Here is a 20,594-nt window from a genome sequence, read left to right on the forward strand (position 1 = left end):
AATTAACAGGCTGACAAAAAAGTTGTTGTCTCTACAGTTTATCGGTTTTGCAATTGATTGAAATCTTCAGACCGCGCATAGTGTTGTGGTGTCTATTCAGTAAAATCATCTGTGAAGATGAGGACGAAATATGTTTGAAAAAATACGCAGTGATATGAATCCGCATCAGGCCTACCGTATCAAAAAATTACAACGTCAATTAGACATGGCTGAATCTTATGAAGAATGGAAGTCTTTTGCATTAAAACTAGATGAAGAAACAGGGGTGCAAGAGTGGAAATTTGACAATAGTTCGCCTTACTTCGATGCAGAGCTCATTTCTTATCGCTACACTTTACTGAAAAGATATCGTCAGCAACATCGAACGCTAGATCTTATTTATTTACTCAAAGAAGGGCTAACCTACGATATTGCAAATATTGGACACCCTATGCTGTTTGCTGCAACTCATGTGGGAACAAAAAAGTTAATTGAAGATTATATTGAAGAAGTTAGTCAAAGCTTGGCTTTTATTGCTTCAAGTGAATGTATTACTTTCCAACGCAAAGAAAAAATTGAGTTTTTTGAAAATTGTGAAAAAGCATATGGCCAACCAGCCCTTATGTTCTCGGGTGGAGCGACTTTAGGTCTTTTTCATACAGGTGTGTGTAAAGCATTAATTGAACAAGATTTAATGCCTAAAGTGCTCTCTGGCTCAAGTGCTGGGGCAATTATGACGGGCATGCTCGGAACTTCTGCCAGTGAAGATGTTCAAAATTTATTAAATGGAGAACAATTCTTTAGTGATGCTTTTCATTTTAGAAAACTTCGTGAACTCATTAAAGGAAATGGTGGCATTGCCGATGTGCACTATTTGAAAAAGTTCCTTGTTGAAAATCTGGGTGATCTTACGTTTGAAGAGGCTTTCAAAAAATCTGGTTTAAATATTAATGTTGCTGTTGCGCCGTACGATGCAACAGAAAACCCGCGAATCATGAATGCGATTATGACTCCTAATGTTTTGGTATGGAGTGCTGTGTTGGCTTCATGTGCTGTACCTGTGTTATTTCCGCCCGTACGTTTAACCAGCAAACGTTATGACGGTGAACACACACCTTATATGGCAAACACAAAATGGGTGGATGGCAGTGTAAGAAATGATTTTCCGCAAGAAAGAATGGCGCGGCTTTACAATTTAAATTACACCATCGCCAGTCAGGTAAACCCACATATTGTTCCATTTATGCAGAATGATGCAGACCGCTTTCGTAAAGATGTTTTAAGCTGGCCTGAACGTATTTTAAGACGCCAAGGTAAAGTGCTATCGATGGGACTTATGGACTTTACACGTCAAAGACTTGGTTCTATTTCTCCGATTAGAAGGTTACTCGATCATGGCTATGGTGTAATGGGGCAACGTTATTATGGTGATGTGAATATCATTGCTAAATATGGCTTGAGTCACTATACCTATACCTTGCAAAACCCACGTCCACATTTGTTTAAACGCTTACAGAGAGAAGGGGAACGGGCGACTTGGCCAAAAATTTCTTCTATTGAGACTCATGCTCGTATTGGCAAGACGATTCAGCACTGTTTAGAAGTTTTACGTTTTGAAGAAAAGCAACAACAGCCTGAGTCTTATTATGCTGAAGCATGATTTTGCTTCGCATATACAAAACTTAAAAAGCGTGACAAAACCTGTGAGTGCCGCTTTAGGGCGGTATCTATGGACATGCAGCATTAATAACAAAGACTATTGGTTAAAATATCATTTACCTGAAACAGATGTCCAAAGTGAGCAGGATTTCATTCACGAACAATTGTTTTACGAAGAAATTAATCATAAGAGACCTGCGTGGCTTTTACTCCATAAATTAATCGAATTAAGTACTATTCCTCAGATAAACCATTCTTTAGGTAAGGTTTTAATTTTACCTGATACTGATTTGTGGTTTGGTTCGTTGTCTCATGAAACTGATTTGATTGATGTATATCATACGATTTGGTTCGCATTAGATAAGCTCGCAGAACTACATAGATTCGGTTGGATTCATGGGGATATTAAGAAAGAGCATTTTCGAAAGTTTGAGCAAAATCCTTATTTGATTGATTTTGAGAAAGCCCGACTTATATCAAGCTCAGATTCAAGAATGGATGCTACACCACGCTATATGGCTCCAGAGCTGTTTAGAGGCGTGTCTAAGGGTGTACAAAGCGATTTATACGCATTTGGTATAGTTTTATATGAATGGTTAACTCAAACTCGCTTAGAAGCAGGGAGTTACTATGATTGGGCAATATTGCATTGCCAAAATTTAACCATTCGATTGCCCAAACAATTTATGATTTTTTATCCATTGCTTTCGGGTTTATTGCAAAAACAACAAAAAAATAGGTTTGCAAACGTGTTTGAAGCGATGAATTGTTTAAAAGCACATTCAAACTTATAAAAATCATTGATCTAGTATCTGTATACAATTTACACGGTCAGTTTTTTTTAGAAAAAAAACACTTGTCACTGTTAGATCTTATCGCTAATATACACAGCCATCGGGGGCGTGGCGAAATTGGTAGACGCACTGGATTTAGGTTCCAGCGCCGCAAGGTGTAAGAGTTCGAGTCTCTTCGCCCCCACCACTTTAAGTTAAACTTAAAGTTTAATGTAGATGTTAGGTCATCTATGTTTTGGAAGAGGATTGGTGTAATGGTAGCATGACGGTCTCCAAAACCGTTCGTCAAGGTTCGAGTCCTTGATCCTCTGCCACATTTATTTTAAATAAATGTCCCAGATGGGGGCGTGGCGAAATTGGTAGACGCACTGGATTTAGGTTCCAGCGCCGCAAGGTGTAAGAGTTCGAGTCTCTTCGCCCCCACCATTAAAAGAAGCAAGACGATGTTCTTGCTTTTTTTATGATTAAATTATTAGTTGTTTAATCATAGATATAGAGGATTGGTGTAATGGTAGCATGACGGTCTCCAAAACCGTTCGTCAAGGTTCGAGTCCTTGATCCTCTGCCAATGATTTAAAAATGAAGCTCCTCTTTAGGAGTTTTTTTATTGCCTGAATTTTTTAAAACTCAAATTCTTTTATCTCTTTGTTTATATTTTATTCTCCCATTTAATAAGTTATAACCAATTATTCTTCTGCTCACCGATATTTTATCTAATCAGATGTAAGTCGTTGGTTAAGTAGGGAATATACTAAGTTTTTAGTTGCCTTGTTAAGTTATTGTTTTTCTGTTTTTTATTATAATTTATAAAATTTTTTTCATAAAAAGCTTGAATAGAAATTTATTTCATGTATCATGCTCTTAACTAGAAAAAAGTCTTGTTAGTAAATCTTCTTTAAAGTATCGTAGTTTTAGTCATAATCCTTCGTTTTTTAAGATCTTAACTCAATTTGTTATTCTTTTTTCAAAGTTATGTTAGTGTCATTATTAAATGATGCTAAAATATTAGAAATCAGTAGGATATATCATGTCTAATACAGTAAGCGGTACAGTAAAATGGTTTAACGAAACTAAAGGTTTCGGTTTCATTCAACAAGACAACGGTCCAGATGTGTTTGCTCACTTCAAAGAGATCTCTGGTTCAGGTTTCAAAACTTTGCACGAAGGTCAACGTGTAACGTTTACTGTTACTCAAGGTCAAAAAGGACCAAATGCTGTAAATATTATTCCACAATAATATTTCAGTAAGAAAAAAAGCACTATTTAGTGCTTTTTTTTATTTTAGTCTTTAAAGAAATTCTATTTTCTTTTAAGCAATATAAAAGCCCTCTATAAGAGGGCTTTTGTTTTTATATCTAATCGTTTGTAAGTCTAATAAGTTTCCGTACTCACTTATTGGTTGTTTGTATAAAGCATAGATTTAATGTAAGTGTGAAATATAAATTATCAGGAATAGATATGTGTTAGATTGAAAAATCTTTAGATGATGAAATTTTTATATTTCACGGAATTGTTAATGAACGTTCGACTGTGTTATGCCAGCCAACGAAATGAAAAAAATGAAGATTTATTACAAGATTTACGTGATATCCTGACAGAAGCTAGAAATTTCAACGATTTGAATCAAATTTGTGGTGTGCTCTATTATGCTGATAATGCTTTCTTTCAATGCCTAGAAGGTGAACAAGAGTTAGTAGAGCGATTATTTGAAAAAATTAAAAATGATCAAAGACACTACAATGTTAAATGGCTATGTACATATTCCATCGAGAAGAACTCTTTTCAGCGTTGGTCAATGAAATATGTACAGCGTAATACAAATATTGAATCTTTCTTTTTGAGTATGGGAGAAACTAGTTTTAATCCCATTTGTCTTGATGAGCAAAATTTAAAAATTTTCTTAAATGAATTATTACGTGCTGAGCAAAGTAAAATTAATACAGTTAAGAAAGTTGGTATGGTTAAGCGTGGGGTGAACCCTTTTTAGCTATCACATCAATATGGATGGTCTTGAGTTTAGGAATCATTCTAGTCATCACCAGATAGACAATGACTGAACTTGCGAGCATCCATATCACTTCTAAACTTTGGCTAATCACAAACATTGCCCAGTAAAAAAAACTAAATAAGGCGAGACACAGGCCGCTACCTTTGAAATACCAAGTAATGAATATTCCAAAAAGTGCTGAAGAGAGCAGAAGGTTAGTCGTCTCATTCATTCCAAGGTAGTTAAAGAAAATAATCAGTAAGCATAAAGCTAACATTGATAGTAAATATACAAATATATTTTTTGCAATAAACATTTTCTATATCCTATCTGATGATTAAAAAAAAGATCTTTCCTCTGTTTCCAGAGGAAAGATAGTACATATTAATTTTTTGAGATTCTTTTTCTATTATTAAGAATTTTTATATTAATAAAGATAACGTTACCGTTTCTCCAGATCTCTTCATTAATACTAAGCTTTCTATTTAATAGTAAAGAGTGCCTATGTACTGAAATTAATTATAGGAAAAACAATTGGTTATGTTGTAAGTTTTAGCTTACATGGTTGTGAGAAATTGCCTACAAATGTATAAAAAATAGACAAAATTTACAAAATAAAATTCAGTAAAAAATTATATTTAACAATGATTTATTCCGACTTATTGTTAAGTTGAACTTTACATAAGTAACAAAAAGTAACATGGATTATGTGGGAGTGTGTTTCTAAAAATAAAAAATGATTAGGTTATTAAATGAATATTCAATAAAAGTTATTTTATGAAATTATAAAAATAAGTAATTCTTAATATAAAATATTAATAATTAAAAGTTATATAAATTAATTTTTACATGAGAAAGTAGATGTCCTTATCCAGTTTCGATGATTAAAATGTAGATAGGGTGGGCAACCATACAGAGATGAGTAGTGTTAGCGCCATTATTTTATTAAAAATGTTTATATGCTTTGGTTTTGAAAATAATCGGTTGCTTAACCTGCCAGCTAAGGCCCAGATGTAAAGACAGGGAATTGCGATAATTAAAAAAATAAAGGATAAAATTGAGACATTTAGCCAGATATCTTGCCCTTGCTTTGTGTAAACACTAATCACTGCAAAAGCCATTAGCCATGTTTTAGGATTAACTGCCTGCATAAAAAATCCGGCAAGAAAACCAATTTTCTCTTTTTCATTGTCTTGTTCGGAAGGAATAATAGGGTTGTAGTTATATAATTTCCAAGCCAATGAGGTGAGCCAGATTAAACTAATCAATGTCATTATTTTTTGAATAATTGGGTAAGCCAGAAGAGTTGAACCTAGTCCAATGCCAACGATGAGCACAAGTAGGGCAGCCCCGATGCAAGAACCTAAAATGACAGGAAACGTTTTAGAAATTTTATAACGGCTGCTTAAACTCAAAATTATAAAATTGGTTGGACCAGGAGTAATTGAGGCAACAATAGCAAATAATGAAAATGTAGTGAGGTTTTCCATCTTGTTGACTTAAGTTAATAGGGGCATACAAGATGAAATAATTAAGATTTTTAATCTTGAAGATTTGTGCAGATTTTTCTATAGGCTGCGGGTGTTAAACCATAGCAACGTTTGAACCAGCGACTTAAATGACTTTGGTCTGCAAAACATAAATCGGAAGCAACTTGTGCGGGAGCAATGCTTCTGGCGAGCAAATCGCGTGCTCGCGTAAGTCTGAGTTGAATAAGATATTGATGCGGGGCTAAATGAAATGTTGCTTTAAAAATGCGATGAATATGGTAGCGGTCTAGGCCTATCATGCGGGCGATGTCTTCAAGTCCAATATCTTCAAATAGATGATCATGCAAAATATCTCGAATTTGATATGCGATTCGAGGCGTATGAGCAAAAGATGATTGGTGAGCTTTTTTTAACCATTTCCCTTGTGCAATATAGTGAATAAGCAGGTCTAGACTATTATCTTTCACAATATTCATTTCTTTATAGTGTAAATGTTGAAACGCTTGAGAAGTAATAATAGCGAGCTGCTCATCTGACTTTAGTGGTGCATCAATTACTAACTCGTATTGGTCAGGACTATTATGAAATAAACCTTGGATTCGTTGTTTTAACAAGTCTGGATGTAGGTACAGCATTTGATAGGTAAAGCCATCAGATGCAGGAGCATGTCCATCATGAATTTCTTCGGGTTCAAGCATAAAGACTTGCCCAGCATGACTATTGATTTGTTTTTTTCGACAGTGAAATTGCTGAATGCCAGATTCTGTTACACCGATTAAATAACTTGAATGCCAGTGTGGGTCATAGGCATGGCCAGTAAAATGGGCACGGATGGTTTCAATACCTGTGTTGGTATCTTTTGAAATATCCACCCAATTACCCATAAGAATTTAACCAGAAATTTTTAAGTTTAGCCCTTAGAACGGTACAAAAGAGCTGGGCACAGTTCTAGAAGATTTGTGCAAAATCTTTAAGAAGATCGAATATTCCTCTTTAAAACTGAATGCGACTTCATCTATGTATAAAATTTGCCAAGCAGGATACTAAACCAAATATCAAAGCACTGACTCCAATGATTTGAAAGAAGGTTGATAAACTTGCATTAAAATATAAGACAGAGATACTTCCAATAACAGCAGCAATGATCATTCTGATGGTACCTGCTAAGAGAGGGCCTAATAATCGTTTTGAACTTTGGCCTGCAAAATAAAGTGCCATACCAATACCTATCGCGCCATAAAAAGGCGCAACATGCTGCAAGTAATTTGTTCCAGTCTGAAGAACAGATGGATCATGAGTAAAAAAAACAAGCCAAATGGAAGGAAAAATACTAAAGAAAAGTCCTATTGAGCCAGTAATAAGAAACGTAATGAAAACCCCGATCCATGTTATACGGCGTGCTCTTTGAAATTGTCCAGCTCCGTAATTAATACCAACCATGGTCATGATTGCTGAACCGATACCGAACATAAGCGGAACTTGTATGTAGTCTAATCGGGACGCAATACCGTACCCAGCGATTGCATCAGATCCAAATTGACCAACTAAGGTAGTTATAAGGACAACAGTTAAATTGAGTTGAATTATTCCGATAGCGGATAGTGAACCAATACCAAGAATATCTTTGAAGAACTGAAAATTAATGGGCTTGATCGATAATTTGATAATGCTATGCGTTGTTCGCATGTGTTTAATTAAGCATATGATGGCAAAAATATAATAACTTAATACAGCGAGTCCAGCTCCGGCCACGCCAAATGAAGGAATGAATCCCCAGCCAAAAATGAAAATAGGTGATAGAGGCAAAAGTAGTACTCCACCTAGAAGTGTTATGCGAGCTGGGGTTTTTGTATCACCTGCACCGCGTAAAGCTGCTGATAGTAAGGCTACAGCCCATATGAGAGGTGAACCAATAAAAATAATATTGGAATATTTTAGAGCAGCATTCAAAGCTAAGCCCGTAACCCCCATTAAGTGGTAGATGATGGGCGCCGCGGTGAGCATAACAATACTAAAAACTCCTCCCAAAAGGCCAGCAAGAATTACACCATGCCAGACAAGGGATTGGACATCTTCTGATTGTCCTGCTCCAGAAGCCCGAGCAATTGCTGAGGCTAAACCTCCCCCAAAACCACCATTTGCTAGCATTTGCATGAGCATAAGAATTGGGAACACAACGGCTACACCCGCCATTACGTCAGTTCCCAAAGAACTTACAAAATATGTCTCTAGTAATCCAATTAATGTTTGTACGAGTAGAACAGCTATGGTCGGTAACGCCAGTTTTAGCATTACTTGGGTTATTGGGCCGTTTAAGATGGCATGATTTAAATCGTGTGTACTTAAAGACTGGCGTACTGATTGTTCTTGCATAACAGATTCTCGTTTTATGAATTACTTGCCTACGACTGCAATAGGGTTGTCTTAAAAATTTTGAGGTTGCCAGCCACCATCTAGTGATTTGTAAACTGCTACAGTGGCAAGGGCCGAATCAGTTTGTGCTTGAAATTTTCTATCTGAGAATTGCAAAGTATTAGCTAATATTGGTAAGACAACGAGAGTTTTAGAGGGCATATTTGGGCAGTGTTTTGAACAATTACTGGTTGTGACTATATTAATATTTGGTCACTAAATGTCAATAAGAGATAGGCTGCGTTAAACTGTCATTTTCAAAAACAGCTAAATAAAAAAATATGAATCGGGAAAAGAGTAGTTATCTTCTCCCGACGGAATGAGCTGAGGGTCGTGAGGTGCGAGATCAAATCCTGAGTGCTGCAACAGAGTGTTTTAGCGGCTAGGGTGGTGAGAGAACTACACTTTCTAATTTTGCAAAATCTATAGCTTTTCCTAAGCTAGTGTTTGTAATATTTATAATTTAATCAGTATTTTATTTTGTAGTTAGACATTTATTGAAAAATAAAAAAGTATGATACGAAATGATGTGATTTTTTGATTTTAAAAGAAAGAACTACGTTTCTGAAGTAGTCAAAGTGGTTTGCCTAGTGATCAAATCTTATTTATATCCATTGTTTTTACAATAGAGAATTAATCATCAACACTAATGTACTAAGATTACCTTCTGATCTTGTATTAAGAAGTTTATTGCCTTAATGGGTTTGTGACTTATTGTTAATTTGGTTATTTATTAAAAATTTTACAAGGCTGTGGTTTTAATATGCTTTAGCCCTTATTTTATTTACTGCAATATATTTAATTCCATTATTTTCGTTAAGTTGTGCTGATAATACTAAACAAGACACACATGACCCATGAGTTTTCACGGAGACGATATAAGTAGGATTGGAAAGTATTAAATACTTAAATCTAAATGTTTCTAAGATGAAGAATTAAAGCAATTAATAAACTGGAGAAAACCGAGAAAGAACAAAGAATAAATTTAAAAGACTGAGACCTGTACGTTACAGAACTCAGTCTTTAAAAGCCATTAGATAAAGCCAACTAACTTCGGGGGTAAATCATTCTAAATAGCTTTTTCAATATGAATAATTAGAACTTATAGCCCATTTTTAATCCATATGCGATAGCGTAGTTATCTTTAAATTCTGCAACATAGCTTGCTGTATCAAATTGTGCGCTAGTCTGTAATTTAGCATCACCTAACCAAAAATATTTTACGCCACCTGCAATGAACGTTCGTGGTGTTGGGCTGAATTGAGCCCCCAAGCCGAGATTCCAATAACCTTCTGTTGGGCCTAATGCTGTCACAAGATTACCCGCACCAGAATCCCAACCTATAGAAATGTTCCCTGTCCATTGATCATTTAACTTGCGGCCAATGCCAATGTTTCCTGACCATTGGTCATCACTATAGGCGGCTAGATCAAAGCCACCTGGCTTGCCAACAGATGGCCCTGCGATTTCTGAAGCCACACCGAACGCATAAGGGCGTATTGTGAAATCTTTCCAATTTACCCAGCGCACATTTGCAAATGCAATGGTATCTGCCAAGATGCCTGTTTGGAAATCTAGATTAACAGATTGAGGCGTAGTAATTTTTGTTTGCTCCAAGCCATTATTCATATTAATAAAAGTACCAATATTTTGCCCTAATGTTGCAATAGAGCTTTCATTAATTGTCATTTCATGATCAATTTCAGAGCGATATGTAACAGATGCTTTTAATGCAATTTCTGGAATTTGATATGCAACACCAACCAACCAGCCAACACCGCCAGTTTCTTTAATGTTGAGATTATATCCACCAAAGCTGTTATTACCACCGAATGCTAAGCCACGAAATTGAGCATTACCTTCAATTGTTTGGTAAACGGGACCTGCATAAAAATTAAAATTTTCATTTGGTTGATAGCCAAGCAGCATTGAAATACTTTGGGTTTTTACTTCAACTTCTAGTGACTCTGTACCATTGTGAAATAGACCTAAGCCACCTGCAGCAGCTGATGCTGGGTCAGAGAGCGAATAAGTAACATCTGCGCCAAATGGTCGATCGTAAATTAAACCAAAAGAGAAGTGGTCTGTTGCTTGTAGTTTTAGCGCAGCGCTAGGGAAGTAATAATCATCCCCCATATCGCTAATATTTGTATTTTGTAAACCAATCGCGCTTGGTGGTGTTGCATTTGGTGAATATTCATTGCGCACTTTACCTGAAACATTTGGATCTAATACCGAAATACCTGCTTCAAAGTAATTGCCAGGTTGTAAGAATGCAGAGATAGACTGACCTGAACGATCTAGAGATGCAGCAAATGCCCCTGTCATAGGTAAAGTTACTAAAATAATTGCTGTAGTTAATGTTTTTAATTTCATTTTACATCTTTCCTTGAGGTGAAAATGTGTGTCGGACGTTTTGTGTTTATATTTCATAGAGAGTTCATGCGATCGAAGGTATTACTCGTATAGGCATACATCTAATCCACCGATTGAGCCGTAGCTCCTCATCATTTTGTATGAGCACTAGCACAATAAGATGTGCAATCCCTAGCTAACTCTTGTTTAGGGTTATGAGTTAGCCAGAGAGGTTTGGCTACAGAATCGAATGAACAGCTAGTCTGACGAGACTAAACTCCCATCACTGTTGCCATGATGGTCTGGTGTAACCAGCGCGGAGTTGCCCAAGCTAGAACAGCAATTGCTTTATTGCCAAACCCTGGTACCACGCTCATGCGGCCTGCTTGAAGTGCCTGAATTCCCGCCTGAACTACAGGCTTGGGCTGCATCATGATCATTTTTAAGGCCGGTGTTAGTTTTTGTTTGGCTCCCGCAGCAAATCCTGTATCTGACAGGCCAGGGCATAGTGCTGTAACGACGACGCCATCCTTTTTGAACTCACGATGGAGTGCATCGGAAAACTTGAGTACATAGGCTTTAGCGGCGGAGTACACGGCAAAATTCTTAACGCCTTGATAAGAAAGCAGGCTCGCGACCATCAATATGCTTCCTTTTTTTCTTGCGCGCATGTCTTCACCGAACAGGCGTGTCATTGCTGTCAAGCTGCGGATATCCAAATCGATCATTGCTAATGAATGATCTAGAGTCTCATCCAAGAATGGACCTTGTAGTCCATGGCCTGCGTTGTTGATCAAAACGTCAACTACAATATCTCTTTCACGTAGGCGCTGATGTAATGCAGTAACTGCAGGAATAGAGGAAAGATCCACTTGTTCCACAATGACTTCGATATTGAAGTTCTGTCGTAACTCTGCAGCGATGGATTCAAGCTTAGTCAAGGTACGCGCTACTAAGATTAGCGAGCGACCTTGCTCTGCGTATTGTCTGGCGAACTCGATACCAAAACCGCTTGATGCACCAGTCACAAGGACCCAAGATTTACTTTTATCTGTCATCTCACTTACTCCGGCTTGCTATAACAATTTAAATGACTTTGCATTACTCTTCCTCATTTTGTGTTTTTCAATCTAGATGATTAATTTTTAATAATCATGAGGTTGCCAGCCGCCACCTAGTGATTTGTAAACTGCTACAGCTGCAAGGGCCGAATCAGTTTGTGCTTGAAGTTTTCTATCTGAAAATTGCAAAGCGCTTGAATCTGCTTGTAATACTTCTATTCGACTGTTAATTCCTTTCTGGTAGGCGATTAAAGCGATTCTCTGTGCATGCTTTAATGCATTTTCTCCATCTTGGAGAGCCATTAACTGTTCTTGTCGTTTGGATAAAGTTGATAATGAGTTTTCTACATCTTCCGCTGCATGTAAGACGGCTAATTGGTAGGCTGCAAGCTTTTCGGCTTCTTGTCCCTTAGCTAAGCGGATTTCTGCATTAATTCGACCAAAATCAAATAAGCGCCAACGCAAACCTAATAAGCCCGCAGCTTGATTCGCACCACTTGAAAATAAGTTTCCACTTGCTGTGGTTGTACTACCTATCAAACCGCCTAGAGAGACCTTTGGGTAATATTCTGCAATCGCACTGCCAATTGTCTTTCAGCCATGATGAGATCTGGTCTTCTACGTAACAGATCACGAGGTGTTCCAGTTTCTGTAATCTGAGGAATAACCGGAATTGGTTTTATTTCTGCTAGCTCTGCTCGGTGAGTTCCCGGTACGGTTCCAAGCATGACGTCGAGGGCATTCATGGCAATGTCTAGATTCATTTCAAGAACAGGAATAACAGCTTGAACTTGAGCGACATTCGCTTTGGCTTGTTTGACTTGAAATTCGGAAGCTAATCCTTTGCTGTATAAAAGATTAATGGTTGAAAGAAGTTGTTGTTGGGTTTTTAATTGTTGATGGGCAATGTTTAATCGAGATTGTAAGCCTCGAATATTAATATAGATATTGGCAGTTTGAGCTGCGACCATTAAACGGACGGCTGAGGCTCCTGCGTTTGAAGACTGATAATTTGCAAGAGCAGCTTCACGATCTCTGCGCAGGCCTCCAAAAATATCTAACTCCCAAGTTGCACTTAAATTTGCGTCATAAGAACTACCATGTCGGTCAAAATCTGGCATTGAATTTAAAACTTGCCCCAATGGTGTTTCAACAGATTGGTAAACTTTAGCTGCCTGTGCGCCAACAGTACCGATTGGTTGTAAAGAGGCATTAGCTGCCGATAATCCAGCCTGAGCTTGAGTCACTCGAGTATATGCTTGGGTTAAATCAAGATTTTGTTTTAACGCTAATGTGACATATCGAGTAAGTTGAGGATCGTTAAAACTTTGCCACCATACGACAATATCTGCTTTGCTATTGTCATTTGATGAGTTTAAAGGTGTGCCAAGGTATTGCTCGGGTAGAGATATATTAGGGCGTTTATAATTAGGACCTACGGTACACGCAGTAAGAGTACTTACGATGATGGGTAGGAGAACGATAGATCTAGATAACATATTTCCCCCGAGGCGAGATTTTGAACAATAGTTTAATTGTGACTATAATACAATTTGGTCACTAGTTGTCAATATCATTTCGCAAGAGTTAAACTGCCACTTTCAGATAAAGGTTTAAATTGAAAATATGAGTAAAGAAAAAAGTAGTTATCCTGTTTCGAAGCGAGGACCAGAAGATCATGACGTAAGAGATCAAATCCTGAGTGCCGCTACAGAGCATTTCAGCCGATATGGTTATGAGAAAACTACAGTTTCTGATCTTGCAAAATCTATAGGTTTTTCTAAAGCTTATATTTATAAATTTTTTGAATCTAAACAAGCAATTGGCGAAATGATATGTGCCAATTGTTTACGTGAAATTGAAGATGAAGTTAATACAGCCATTAAAGAAGCTGAATATCCAGCAGAAAAATTAAGGGTGTTATTTAAAGTAATTGTTGAAGCAAGCCTTCGTTTATTTTCTCAAGAGCGTAAGCTTTATGAAATTGCCGCTTCTGCTGCTTCTGAGAAATGGGATGCTACAGTCGCTTATGAAAATCGAATCCTTGAAGTATTACAAAACATTATTCAAGAAGGTCGTCAATCTGGTGATTTTGAAAGAAAAACTCCAATTGATGAAGCAGTTAAGGCTATTTATTTAGTCATGAGACCTTATCTGCACCCACTACTTTTACAACATAGTATTTCATATAACACAGATGCTCCAGTCTTGCTTTCTAGCCTCGTACTGAGAAGTTTATCGCCATAATAGATTTGTGACTATTGACTAAATTGGTCACTTGATTAAAAATGAGTCTCCTGATTAATTTCTTAAGGGGGGCTCAAATATGCTTTATCGTCGCCTTATTCCGTTTACAGCAATATGTATATTTCCTTTTTTCTTGCTCGGTTGTGCTGAAAATACGCAATCTGACCCCCGTACTTCGGCGCCGTTAGTACGAGTCGCAACTGTACAAGACGAAATCACTTCTGATTCAAGAGCATTCACAGGCACGATAGGGGCACGGGTAGAAAGTGATTTGGGTTTTCGTGTCTCTGGCAAAGTCATCAAACGATTTGTGGAAGCAGGCCAGACAGTAAAGCGCGGTCAGTTACTGATGCGTATTGATCCGGTCGATTTAGAACTTGCTGCTAAAGCCCAACAAGAAGCTGTGGGTGCAGCCAGAGCCCGTGCAGAACAAGCAGAGAAAGATGAAGCCCGATATCAGGATTTACGTGGAAGCGGGGCTATATCTGCTTCTGCCTATGATCAGATTAAAGCGGCAGCAGACACAGCGAGAGCACAGCTCAGTTCGACTCAAGCTCAAGCTAGGGTGGCATTAAACGCGAGTCACTATGCCGATTTAATTGCGGATGGTGATGGTACGATTATGGAAACACTGGTCGAACCAGGTCAGGTTGTCAGTGCGGGTCAAACAGTCATTCGCTTGGCTCATTCTGGTCAAAGGGAAGCAATCATTCAGCTTCCAGAGACATTACGTCCTGCAATAGGGGCTATTGGTCAAGCTACACTCTTTGGTAAAGAAAATATAAGTGTCCCCGCTAAACTTAGACAGTTATCAAATACAGCAGATCAACTCACTCGTACTTTTGAGGCACGTTTCGTCTTGGAAGGCGATTTAGCAAATGCTCCTTTAGGTTCAACGGTTACCGTACGTATTGCCAATCAAAATGAGAGTTCACAGCATTTTTTACAAGTGCCAGTCGGTTCCTTACTTGATAAGGGTAAAGGAGCTGGAGTTTGGGTAATTAATGGAAAAACTCAGAAAGTAACGTGGCGTTCTGTTGTTGTTAAACAGCTTGATGATGAATATGCCTATGTCACTGGCAATATTCAAAGTGGAGATCGAATTGTTGCTTTAGGTGCGCATTTGCTTCGAGAAGGTGAATTGGTACGTATTGCATCACAAGCGAGTCATCCTTCAGTTGGAAATGAAGGGGACCACTCATGAGTGAAAAAGGTTTTAACTTATCGGCCCTTGCTGTGCGTGAACGCGGCATTACACTATTTCTAATTTTTTTGATTTCGATTGCTGGCATCGTTGCTTTTTTTAAATTAGGTCGAGCCGAAGATCCAGCTTTTACAGTGAAGGTTATGACCATTGTGACGGCTTGGCCTGGAGCAACTGCTCAAGAGATGCAAGATCAAGTTGCTGAAAAAATCGAAAAACGGATGCAGGAGCTGCGTTGGTATGATCGAACAGAAACCTATACCAGACCTGGCTTAGCTTTTACGACACTGACTTTACTTGATAGTACGCCACCATCACAGGTGCAAGACGAATTCTATCAAGCGAGGAAGAAAGTAAATGATGAGATGAGCAACTTACCTGCTGGTGTTATTGGACCGCTCGTTAATGATGAATATGCAGATGTAACTTTTGCCTTATTTGCTTTAAAAGCAAAAAATGAAGCGCAAAGATTATTAGTACGTGATGCAGAAACAATTCGGCAGCAGTTACTTCATGTGCCAGGCGTAAAGAAAGTCAATATTATTGGTGAGCAATCTGAGCGTATCTATATTGAATTTTCGCATGAGCGTTTGGCAACACTAGGCGTAAATCCGCAAGATGTATTTGCTGCACTGAATAATCAGAATGTGCTTACTCCAGCGGGTTCCATTGAAACCAAAGGCCCTCAAGTTTTTGTCAGATTAGATGGCGCTTTTGACAAGTTACAAAAAATTCGTGACACCCCCATAACGGCTCAAGGTCGCACCTTGAAATTGTCAGATATTGCGACAGTTAAACGCGGTACTGAAGATCCTGCAACATTCATGATTCGTAATGGTGGGGAACCGACCTTACTGTTGGGCGTGGTGATGCGCGAAGGATGGAATGGATTAGATCTTGGTAAATCATTAGAGAAAGAAGTCGGATCGATTAATGAAGATTTACCTCTGGGCATCAGTTTAAACAAAGTGACTGATCAGGCAGTCAATATTAGCTCATCGGTAGATGAGTTCATGATTAAGTTCTTTGTAGCATTGCTTGTGGTTATGTTTGTAAGCTTTATTAGCATGGGATGGCGCGTTGGTGTCGTGGTTGCTATGGCTGTACCACTCACATTGGCGATTGTTTTTGTGGTGATGTTGGCAACGGGTAAAAACTTTGACCGAATTACACTTGGCTCTCTTATTCTTGCTTTAGGGCTTTTAGTTGACGATGCCATTATTGCGATTGAAATGATGGTTGTGAAAATGGAAGAGGGCTTTAGCCGTACAGCAGCTTCCGCCTATGCTTGGAGTCATACGGCAGCACCGATGCTTTCTGGAACATTAGTCACCGCTGTTGGGTTCATGCCAAATGGTTTTGCTCGCTCTTCAGCGGGTGAATATACCAGCAATATGTTTTGGATTGTTGGTATTGCACTTATTGCTTCATGGGTTGTTGCTGTCGTTTTTACACCTTATTTGGGTGTGAAGATGTTGCCTGATTTTAAAAAAATTGAAGGCGGTCATACTGCAATTTATGACACACCACGATATAACCGTTTCCGTCAAATTCTTGCACGTGTGATTGCACGTAAATGGATTGTTGCAGGCAGTGTTATTGGGTTATTTGTTTTAGCCATAGGCGGAATGGCATTGGTGAAAAAACAATTTTTTCCAATCTCTGACCGACCTGAAGTGCTTGTTGAAGTACAGATGCCTTATGGTACATCGATTACGCAAACAAGTGCTGCGACAGCAAAAGTTGAGGCTTGGTTATCTAAGCAACATGAAGCAAAGATTGTCACATCGTATATTGGTCAAGGTGCACCTCGTTTTTATTTTTCGATGGGGCCTGAGTTACCAGATCCAGCCTTTGCCAAGATTGTGGTACGAACTGACAATCAAGAAGAACGTGAAGCCTTAAAACACCGCCTAAGACAAGCCATTTCAAATGGACTTGCGACTGAGGCACAGCTACGTGTAACACAACTTGTGTTTGGACCTTATTCGCCATATCCAGTAGCTTACCGAGTTTCAGGCCCAGATCCAGAAAAATTACGCGTGATTGCAGCTCAGGTTCAGCAAATTATGAATGCTAGCCCAATGATGCGAACTGTAAATACGGACTGGGGAACTCGTGTGCCAGCCCTACATTTCACATTGGAACAAGACCGTCTACAAGCAGTTGGTCTGACATCAAGTTCAGTCGCACAGCAATTACAGTTTTTGTTAACTGGTATTCCGATTACATCTGTGCGTGAAGATATTCGTACAGTGCAAGTTGTTGCCCGTTCAGCAGGTGATATCAGGCTAGACCCTGCAAAAATTGGTGATTTCACACTGACTGGTGCAAATGGACAACGTATTCCTTTAGCACAAATTGGCAAAATTGAAGTTCGCATGGAAGAACCTGTCATTCGTCGTCGAGATCGGGTACCAACGATGACTATTCGTGGAGATATTGCTGAAGGTTTACAACCACCGGATGTATCTACTGCAATTACTAAAGAGCTTCAACCAGTCATTAAAGATTTACCAAAGGGATATCAGATTGTAGAGGCTGGTTCCATTGAAGAGTCTGGCAAAGCCACTAAAGCCATGCTTCCTATTTTTCCAATCATGTTGGCGATGACACTACTCATTATCATTCTTCAAGTGAGATCTATTGCTGCAATGATTATGGTGTTTTTAACCAGCCCGTTGGGATTAATTGGTGTGGTGCCAACACTTCTTTTATTTCAGCAGCCCTTTGGTATTAATGCATTAGTCGGGTTGATTGCATTGTCTGGAATTTTGATGCGTAACACGCTCATCTTAATTGGACAGATTCAGCAAAACAAAGAAGCTGGGCTTGATCCGTTGAATGCAGTGGTTGAGGCCACAGTACAACGCGCCAGACCTGTAATTCTGACAGCTTTAGCAGCTATTTTGGCTTTCATTCCTCTGACTCACTCAGTGTTTTGGGGAACGCTTGCTTACACACTTATTGGCGGAACGCTTGCAGGAACCATTTTGACTTTGGTTTTTCTGCCAGCAATGTATTCGATCTGGTTCAAGATCGGGGCTAAACCAGCAGTTTAATGATCAAATTTTCAAATTTAAAAGGTATTGGAGTTCATATGTCAAACTCAAAAGTGGTTGTAATTACAGGTGTTTCATCTGGCATTGGGCAAGTTACAGCAGAAAAATTTGCTAAACTCGGTCATAAAGTTTTCGGTACAGTCAGAAATAAACTCAAAGCTCAACCTATAGAAGGCGTTGAACTTATTGAGATGGATGTGTCAGATGAAGACTCTGTCCAGCTCGGGATTCATTCTATTATTGATAAAGCTGGGCATATTGATATTTTGGTTAATAATGCTGGAGCAAGCTTAATTGGTGCAGTAGAGGAGACCTCGATAAAAGAAGCAGAGTTTTTATTTAACACCAATGTATTTAGCATTCTTCGTACCACACAAGCAGTATTGCCTTATATGCGCATACAGCATTATGGAAGAATTATAAATATTAGTTCAGTCTTGGGATTCCTACCTTCACCGTATATGGGGCTATATTCGGCAACCAAACATGCAGTTGAGGGACTATCTGAATCTTTAGATCACGAGCTTCGCCAATTTGGAATTCGGGTATCCATTGTTCAGCCTTCTTTTACGAAAACTAATTTAGATAAAAATGCTCCTGTAGCAAGTTCTAAAATTCCTGAATATGACAATGAGCGTGATCTCGCTACTCAAGCCGTATTAAAGCAGATTGATCAGGCTCCTCAGCCCGATAGTGTTGCTGATACAATTGTTACAGCGGCACTCAGTGATTGGCAAATGCGCCGTACCCCATCTGGACAAGCATCTTTGTTAAGCAAGTTGCGTCGATTTATGCCGAGTGGTCCAGTTGATAAAAGTATTCGAAAGACTTTTGGTTTGAAATAAACTTTAAGTTGTTTTTAAAGGATCTAAATAAATTTTTTATTCAGATCCTTTTATAAAATAACCTTACCTGATTATTAAAAAAATAGTCACAAAAAGTAGTGAAGAAAGCAGCCTAAAACCTGAATATACAATAATCTATCTAGTTTCGAGTCCGTTTTGAACTATGTCTTTACTAGGTTGATTTTCTAATAATTCGGATAAATTATTTTCAAGCCAAGTGGTTAAATCAAAGAGTCGTTCAGAGGCTTCTCTCCCAAAATCTGTTAATTGATAATCTACACGAGGCGGTATTTCTGCATAATCTTGACGTAAGATAAAACCATCTTTCTCAAGCGTTTTTAAGGTTTGCGCCAACATCTTTTCACTAATGCCATCAATAATTTTCTTTAACTCATGAAAACGCAAACGTTTATCTCGAAGTGCAACTAAAATCAACACACTCCAGCGGCTAGTGAGTGTTAACAAAATTTTTCGAGAGGGACAATCTGCTGAAAAAACATATCCTTTCATCGCTCATCACCTTAATTACAAAACATTACATTTGTTTCTGAGCTTACTTTAAGGTAAGTACTTACTTTTAGTAAGTTAAGGTACTACGATGATTAAAATATATCAACTAGATCAGATGGAGAACATTATGCGTATTGCAGTTACTGGTGCATCAGGCCAACTAGGCCAACTTGTTATTTCGCAATTACTTGAACGAACTGAGGCAAAAAATATTGTGGCATTGGTGCGCAATCCAGAAAAAGCATCAGAATTAAGTTCAAAAGGGATTGAAGTTCGTGCTTTTGACTATGCTCATAATGCAGATGAACTTTCAATTCAATTGGCAGGTGTCGATAAGCTTTTATTAATTTCATCGAGTGAAATTGGTCAACGAACAGCACAACATCAAAATGTGATTAATGCAGCAAAACTTGCTCACGTAAAATTTATTGTTTATACAAGTTTATTAAAAGCAGATACATCACCGCTTCTATTAGCACAAGAACATGTTGAGACTGAACAATATTTAAAAATATCGGACATCCCATATACATTATTACGTAATAACTGGTACAGCGAAAACTATGCAATGGGGTTGGCACAAGCAGTTGAACAGGGCAAAATTTTCGGGGCCACGCATCACGGTAAAATTGCTTCTGCTTCACGCTTAGATTATGCGACAGCTGCTGCCGTGGTATTAACTCAAGAAGGGCATGAGAATAAAGTCTATGAGTTGGCAGGTGATACAAGTTATACGCTTGATGATGTTGCAAAGTGGGTAACTGAAATCAGCAAAAAAGATGTAACTTACAACGATTTATCGGAAGAGGAATATAAGGCGCTCTTGATACAAGTAGGTTTACCAGAAGGTTTTGCCACTATATTAGCGAACTCAGATGATGGTGTATCTAAAGATGCTTTATATAGTGATAGCAAAGACCTGCACAAACTAATTGGTCGTGCTACTACAAGTATGCAAGAAACTATTAAAGAATTTTTATCTTAAGTTG

The 20,594-nt window shown here is 38.3% G+C and carries 16 protein-coding genes, 4 tRNA genes and 1 pseudogene; 13 read left to right on the forward strand and 8 right to left on the reverse strand.

Annotated features, from left to right (window positions below):
* Positions 1-130 precede the first annotated feature (130 nt).
* From FY048_RS02405 to FY048_RS02440, 8 genes are all read left to right on the forward strand, one after another.
* Positions 131-1,639, forward strand: coding sequence for a DUF3336 domain-containing protein (locus FY048_RS02405; protein ID WP_446089996.1), 1,509 nt, complete (start codon positions 131-133; stop codon positions 1,637-1,639).
* Complete coding sequence (locus tag FY048_RS02410) at positions 1,626-2,432, forward strand: protein kinase domain-containing protein (RefSeq protein WP_446090281.1); 807 nt, start codon at positions 1,626-1,628, stop codon at positions 2,430-2,432. The genes FY048_RS02405 and FY048_RS02410 overlap by 14 nt, the downstream gene beginning before the upstream one ends.
* A 102-nt stretch (positions 2,433-2,534) precedes the next feature.
* Positions 2,535-2,619, forward strand: a tRNA-Leu gene (locus tag FY048_RS02415).
* A gap of 53 nt (positions 2,620-2,672) precedes the next feature.
* Positions 2,673-2,746 (forward strand) — tRNA-Trp (locus FY048_RS02420).
* A gap of 27 nt (positions 2,747-2,773) precedes the next feature.
* Positions 2,774-2,858, forward strand: a tRNA-Leu gene (locus FY048_RS02425).
* A gap of 68 nt (positions 2,859-2,926) precedes the next feature.
* Positions 2,927-3,000, forward strand: a tRNA-Trp gene (locus FY048_RS02430).
* 459 nt (positions 3,001-3,459) lie between these two features.
* Positions 3,460-3,669: a cold-shock protein gene (locus FY048_RS02435; RefSeq protein WP_003650775.1), complete on the forward strand. Its 210-nt coding sequence runs from the start codon at positions 3,460-3,462 to the stop codon at positions 3,667-3,669.
* A gap of 279 nt (positions 3,670-3,948) precedes the next feature.
* Positions 3,949-4,419, forward strand: a complete 471-nt coding sequence (locus FY048_RS02440; protein ID WP_446089997.1) for an AnBLUF65 family BLUF photoreceptors — start codon at positions 3,949-3,951, stop codon at positions 4,417-4,419.
* Here FY048_RS02440 and FY048_RS02445 read toward each other — a convergent pair.
* From FY048_RS02445 to FY048_RS02475, 7 genes and pseudogenes are all read right to left on the reverse strand, one after another.
* Positions 4,394-4,735: a hypothetical protein gene (locus FY048_RS02445; RefSeq protein ID WP_016137598.1), complete on the reverse strand. Its 342-nt coding sequence runs from the start codon at positions 4,733-4,735 to the stop codon at positions 4,394-4,396. The two genes, FY048_RS02440 and FY048_RS02445, sit on opposite strands and share 26 nt — an antisense overlap.
* A gap of 568 nt (positions 4,736-5,303) precedes the next feature.
* On the reverse strand, positions 5,304-5,909 hold the full coding sequence (locus FY048_RS02450; protein ID WP_446089998.1) for a LysE family translocator: 606 nt from the start codon (positions 5,907-5,909) through the stop codon (positions 5,304-5,306).
* A 50-nt stretch (positions 5,910-5,959) separates the two neighbouring features.
* Positions 5,960-6,793 (reverse strand): AraC family transcriptional regulator, encoded by an 834-nt coding sequence (locus FY048_RS02455; RefSeq protein WP_446089999.1) that lies wholly within the window; start codon positions 6,791-6,793, stop codon positions 5,960-5,962.
* Between the two features lie 127 nt (positions 6,794-6,920).
* On the reverse strand, positions 6,921-8,282 hold the full coding sequence (locus FY048_RS02460) for an MATE family efflux transporter (RefSeq protein ID WP_446090000.1): 1,362 nt from the start codon (positions 8,280-8,282) through the stop codon (positions 6,921-6,923).
* A gap of 1,134 nt (positions 8,283-9,416) precedes the next feature.
* Positions 9,417-10,697: an OmpP1/FadL family transporter gene (locus FY048_RS02465; RefSeq protein ID WP_446090001.1), complete on the reverse strand. Its 1,281-nt coding sequence runs from the start codon at positions 10,695-10,697 to the stop codon at positions 9,417-9,419.
* A 251-nt stretch (positions 10,698-10,948) separates the two neighbouring features.
* Positions 10,949-11,734: an SDR family NAD(P)-dependent oxidoreductase gene (locus FY048_RS02470; protein ID WP_446090002.1), complete on the reverse strand. Its 786-nt coding sequence runs from the start codon at positions 11,732-11,734 to the stop codon at positions 10,949-10,951.
* A gap of 87 nt (positions 11,735-11,821) precedes the next feature.
* Positions 11,822-13,236: pseudogene (locus FY048_RS02475) on the reverse strand (efflux transporter outer membrane subunit).
* A gap of 127 nt (positions 13,237-13,363) precedes the next feature.
* Between FY048_RS02475 and FY048_RS02480 the strand changes: the two are divergent.
* The 4 genes from FY048_RS02480 to FY048_RS02495 all read left to right on the forward strand — a co-directional run bounded on the left by FY048_RS02480 (position 13,364) and on the right by FY048_RS02495 (position 19,095).
* A complete protein-coding gene (locus tag FY048_RS02480; protein WP_446090003.1) occupies positions 13,364-13,984 on the forward strand; it encodes a TetR/AcrR family transcriptional regulator in 621 nt (206 codons plus the stop codon).
* Positions 13,985-14,063: 79 nt separating this feature from the next.
* Entirely contained in the window at positions 14,064-15,188 is a 1,125-nt protein-coding gene (locus FY048_RS02485; protein WP_446090004.1) for an efflux RND transporter periplasmic adaptor subunit, read from the forward strand.
* Complete coding sequence (locus tag FY048_RS02490; RefSeq protein WP_446090005.1) at positions 15,185-18,250, forward strand: efflux RND transporter permease subunit; 3,066 nt, start codon at positions 15,185-15,187, stop codon at positions 18,248-18,250. The genes FY048_RS02485 and FY048_RS02490 overlap by 4 nt, the downstream gene beginning before the upstream one ends.
* Before the next feature lie 38 nt (positions 18,251-18,288).
* On the forward strand, positions 18,289-19,095 hold the full coding sequence (locus FY048_RS02495; RefSeq protein WP_446090006.1) for an oxidoreductase: 807 nt from the start codon (positions 18,289-18,291) through the stop codon (positions 19,093-19,095).
* A 135-nt stretch (positions 19,096-19,230) separates the two neighbouring features.
* Here FY048_RS02495 and FY048_RS02500 read toward each other — a convergent pair whose 3' ends face one another.
* The gene (locus FY048_RS02500; RefSeq protein WP_016137609.1) at positions 19,231-19,605 is read right to left on the reverse strand and encodes a winged helix-turn-helix transcriptional regulator; all 375 of its coding nucleotides are present in this window, start codon (positions 19,603-19,605) and stop codon (positions 19,231-19,233) included.
* Positions 19,606-19,732: 127 nt separating this feature from the next.
* Between FY048_RS02500 and FY048_RS02505 the strand changes: the two genes are divergently transcribed.
* Positions 19,733-20,590, forward strand: coding sequence for an SDR family oxidoreductase (locus FY048_RS02505; protein WP_446090007.1), 858 nt, complete (start codon positions 19,733-19,735; stop codon positions 20,588-20,590).
* Positions 20,591-20,594: the final 4 nt, after the last annotated feature.

This window comes from Acinetobacter sp. 1124_18A (assembly GCF_052824995.1).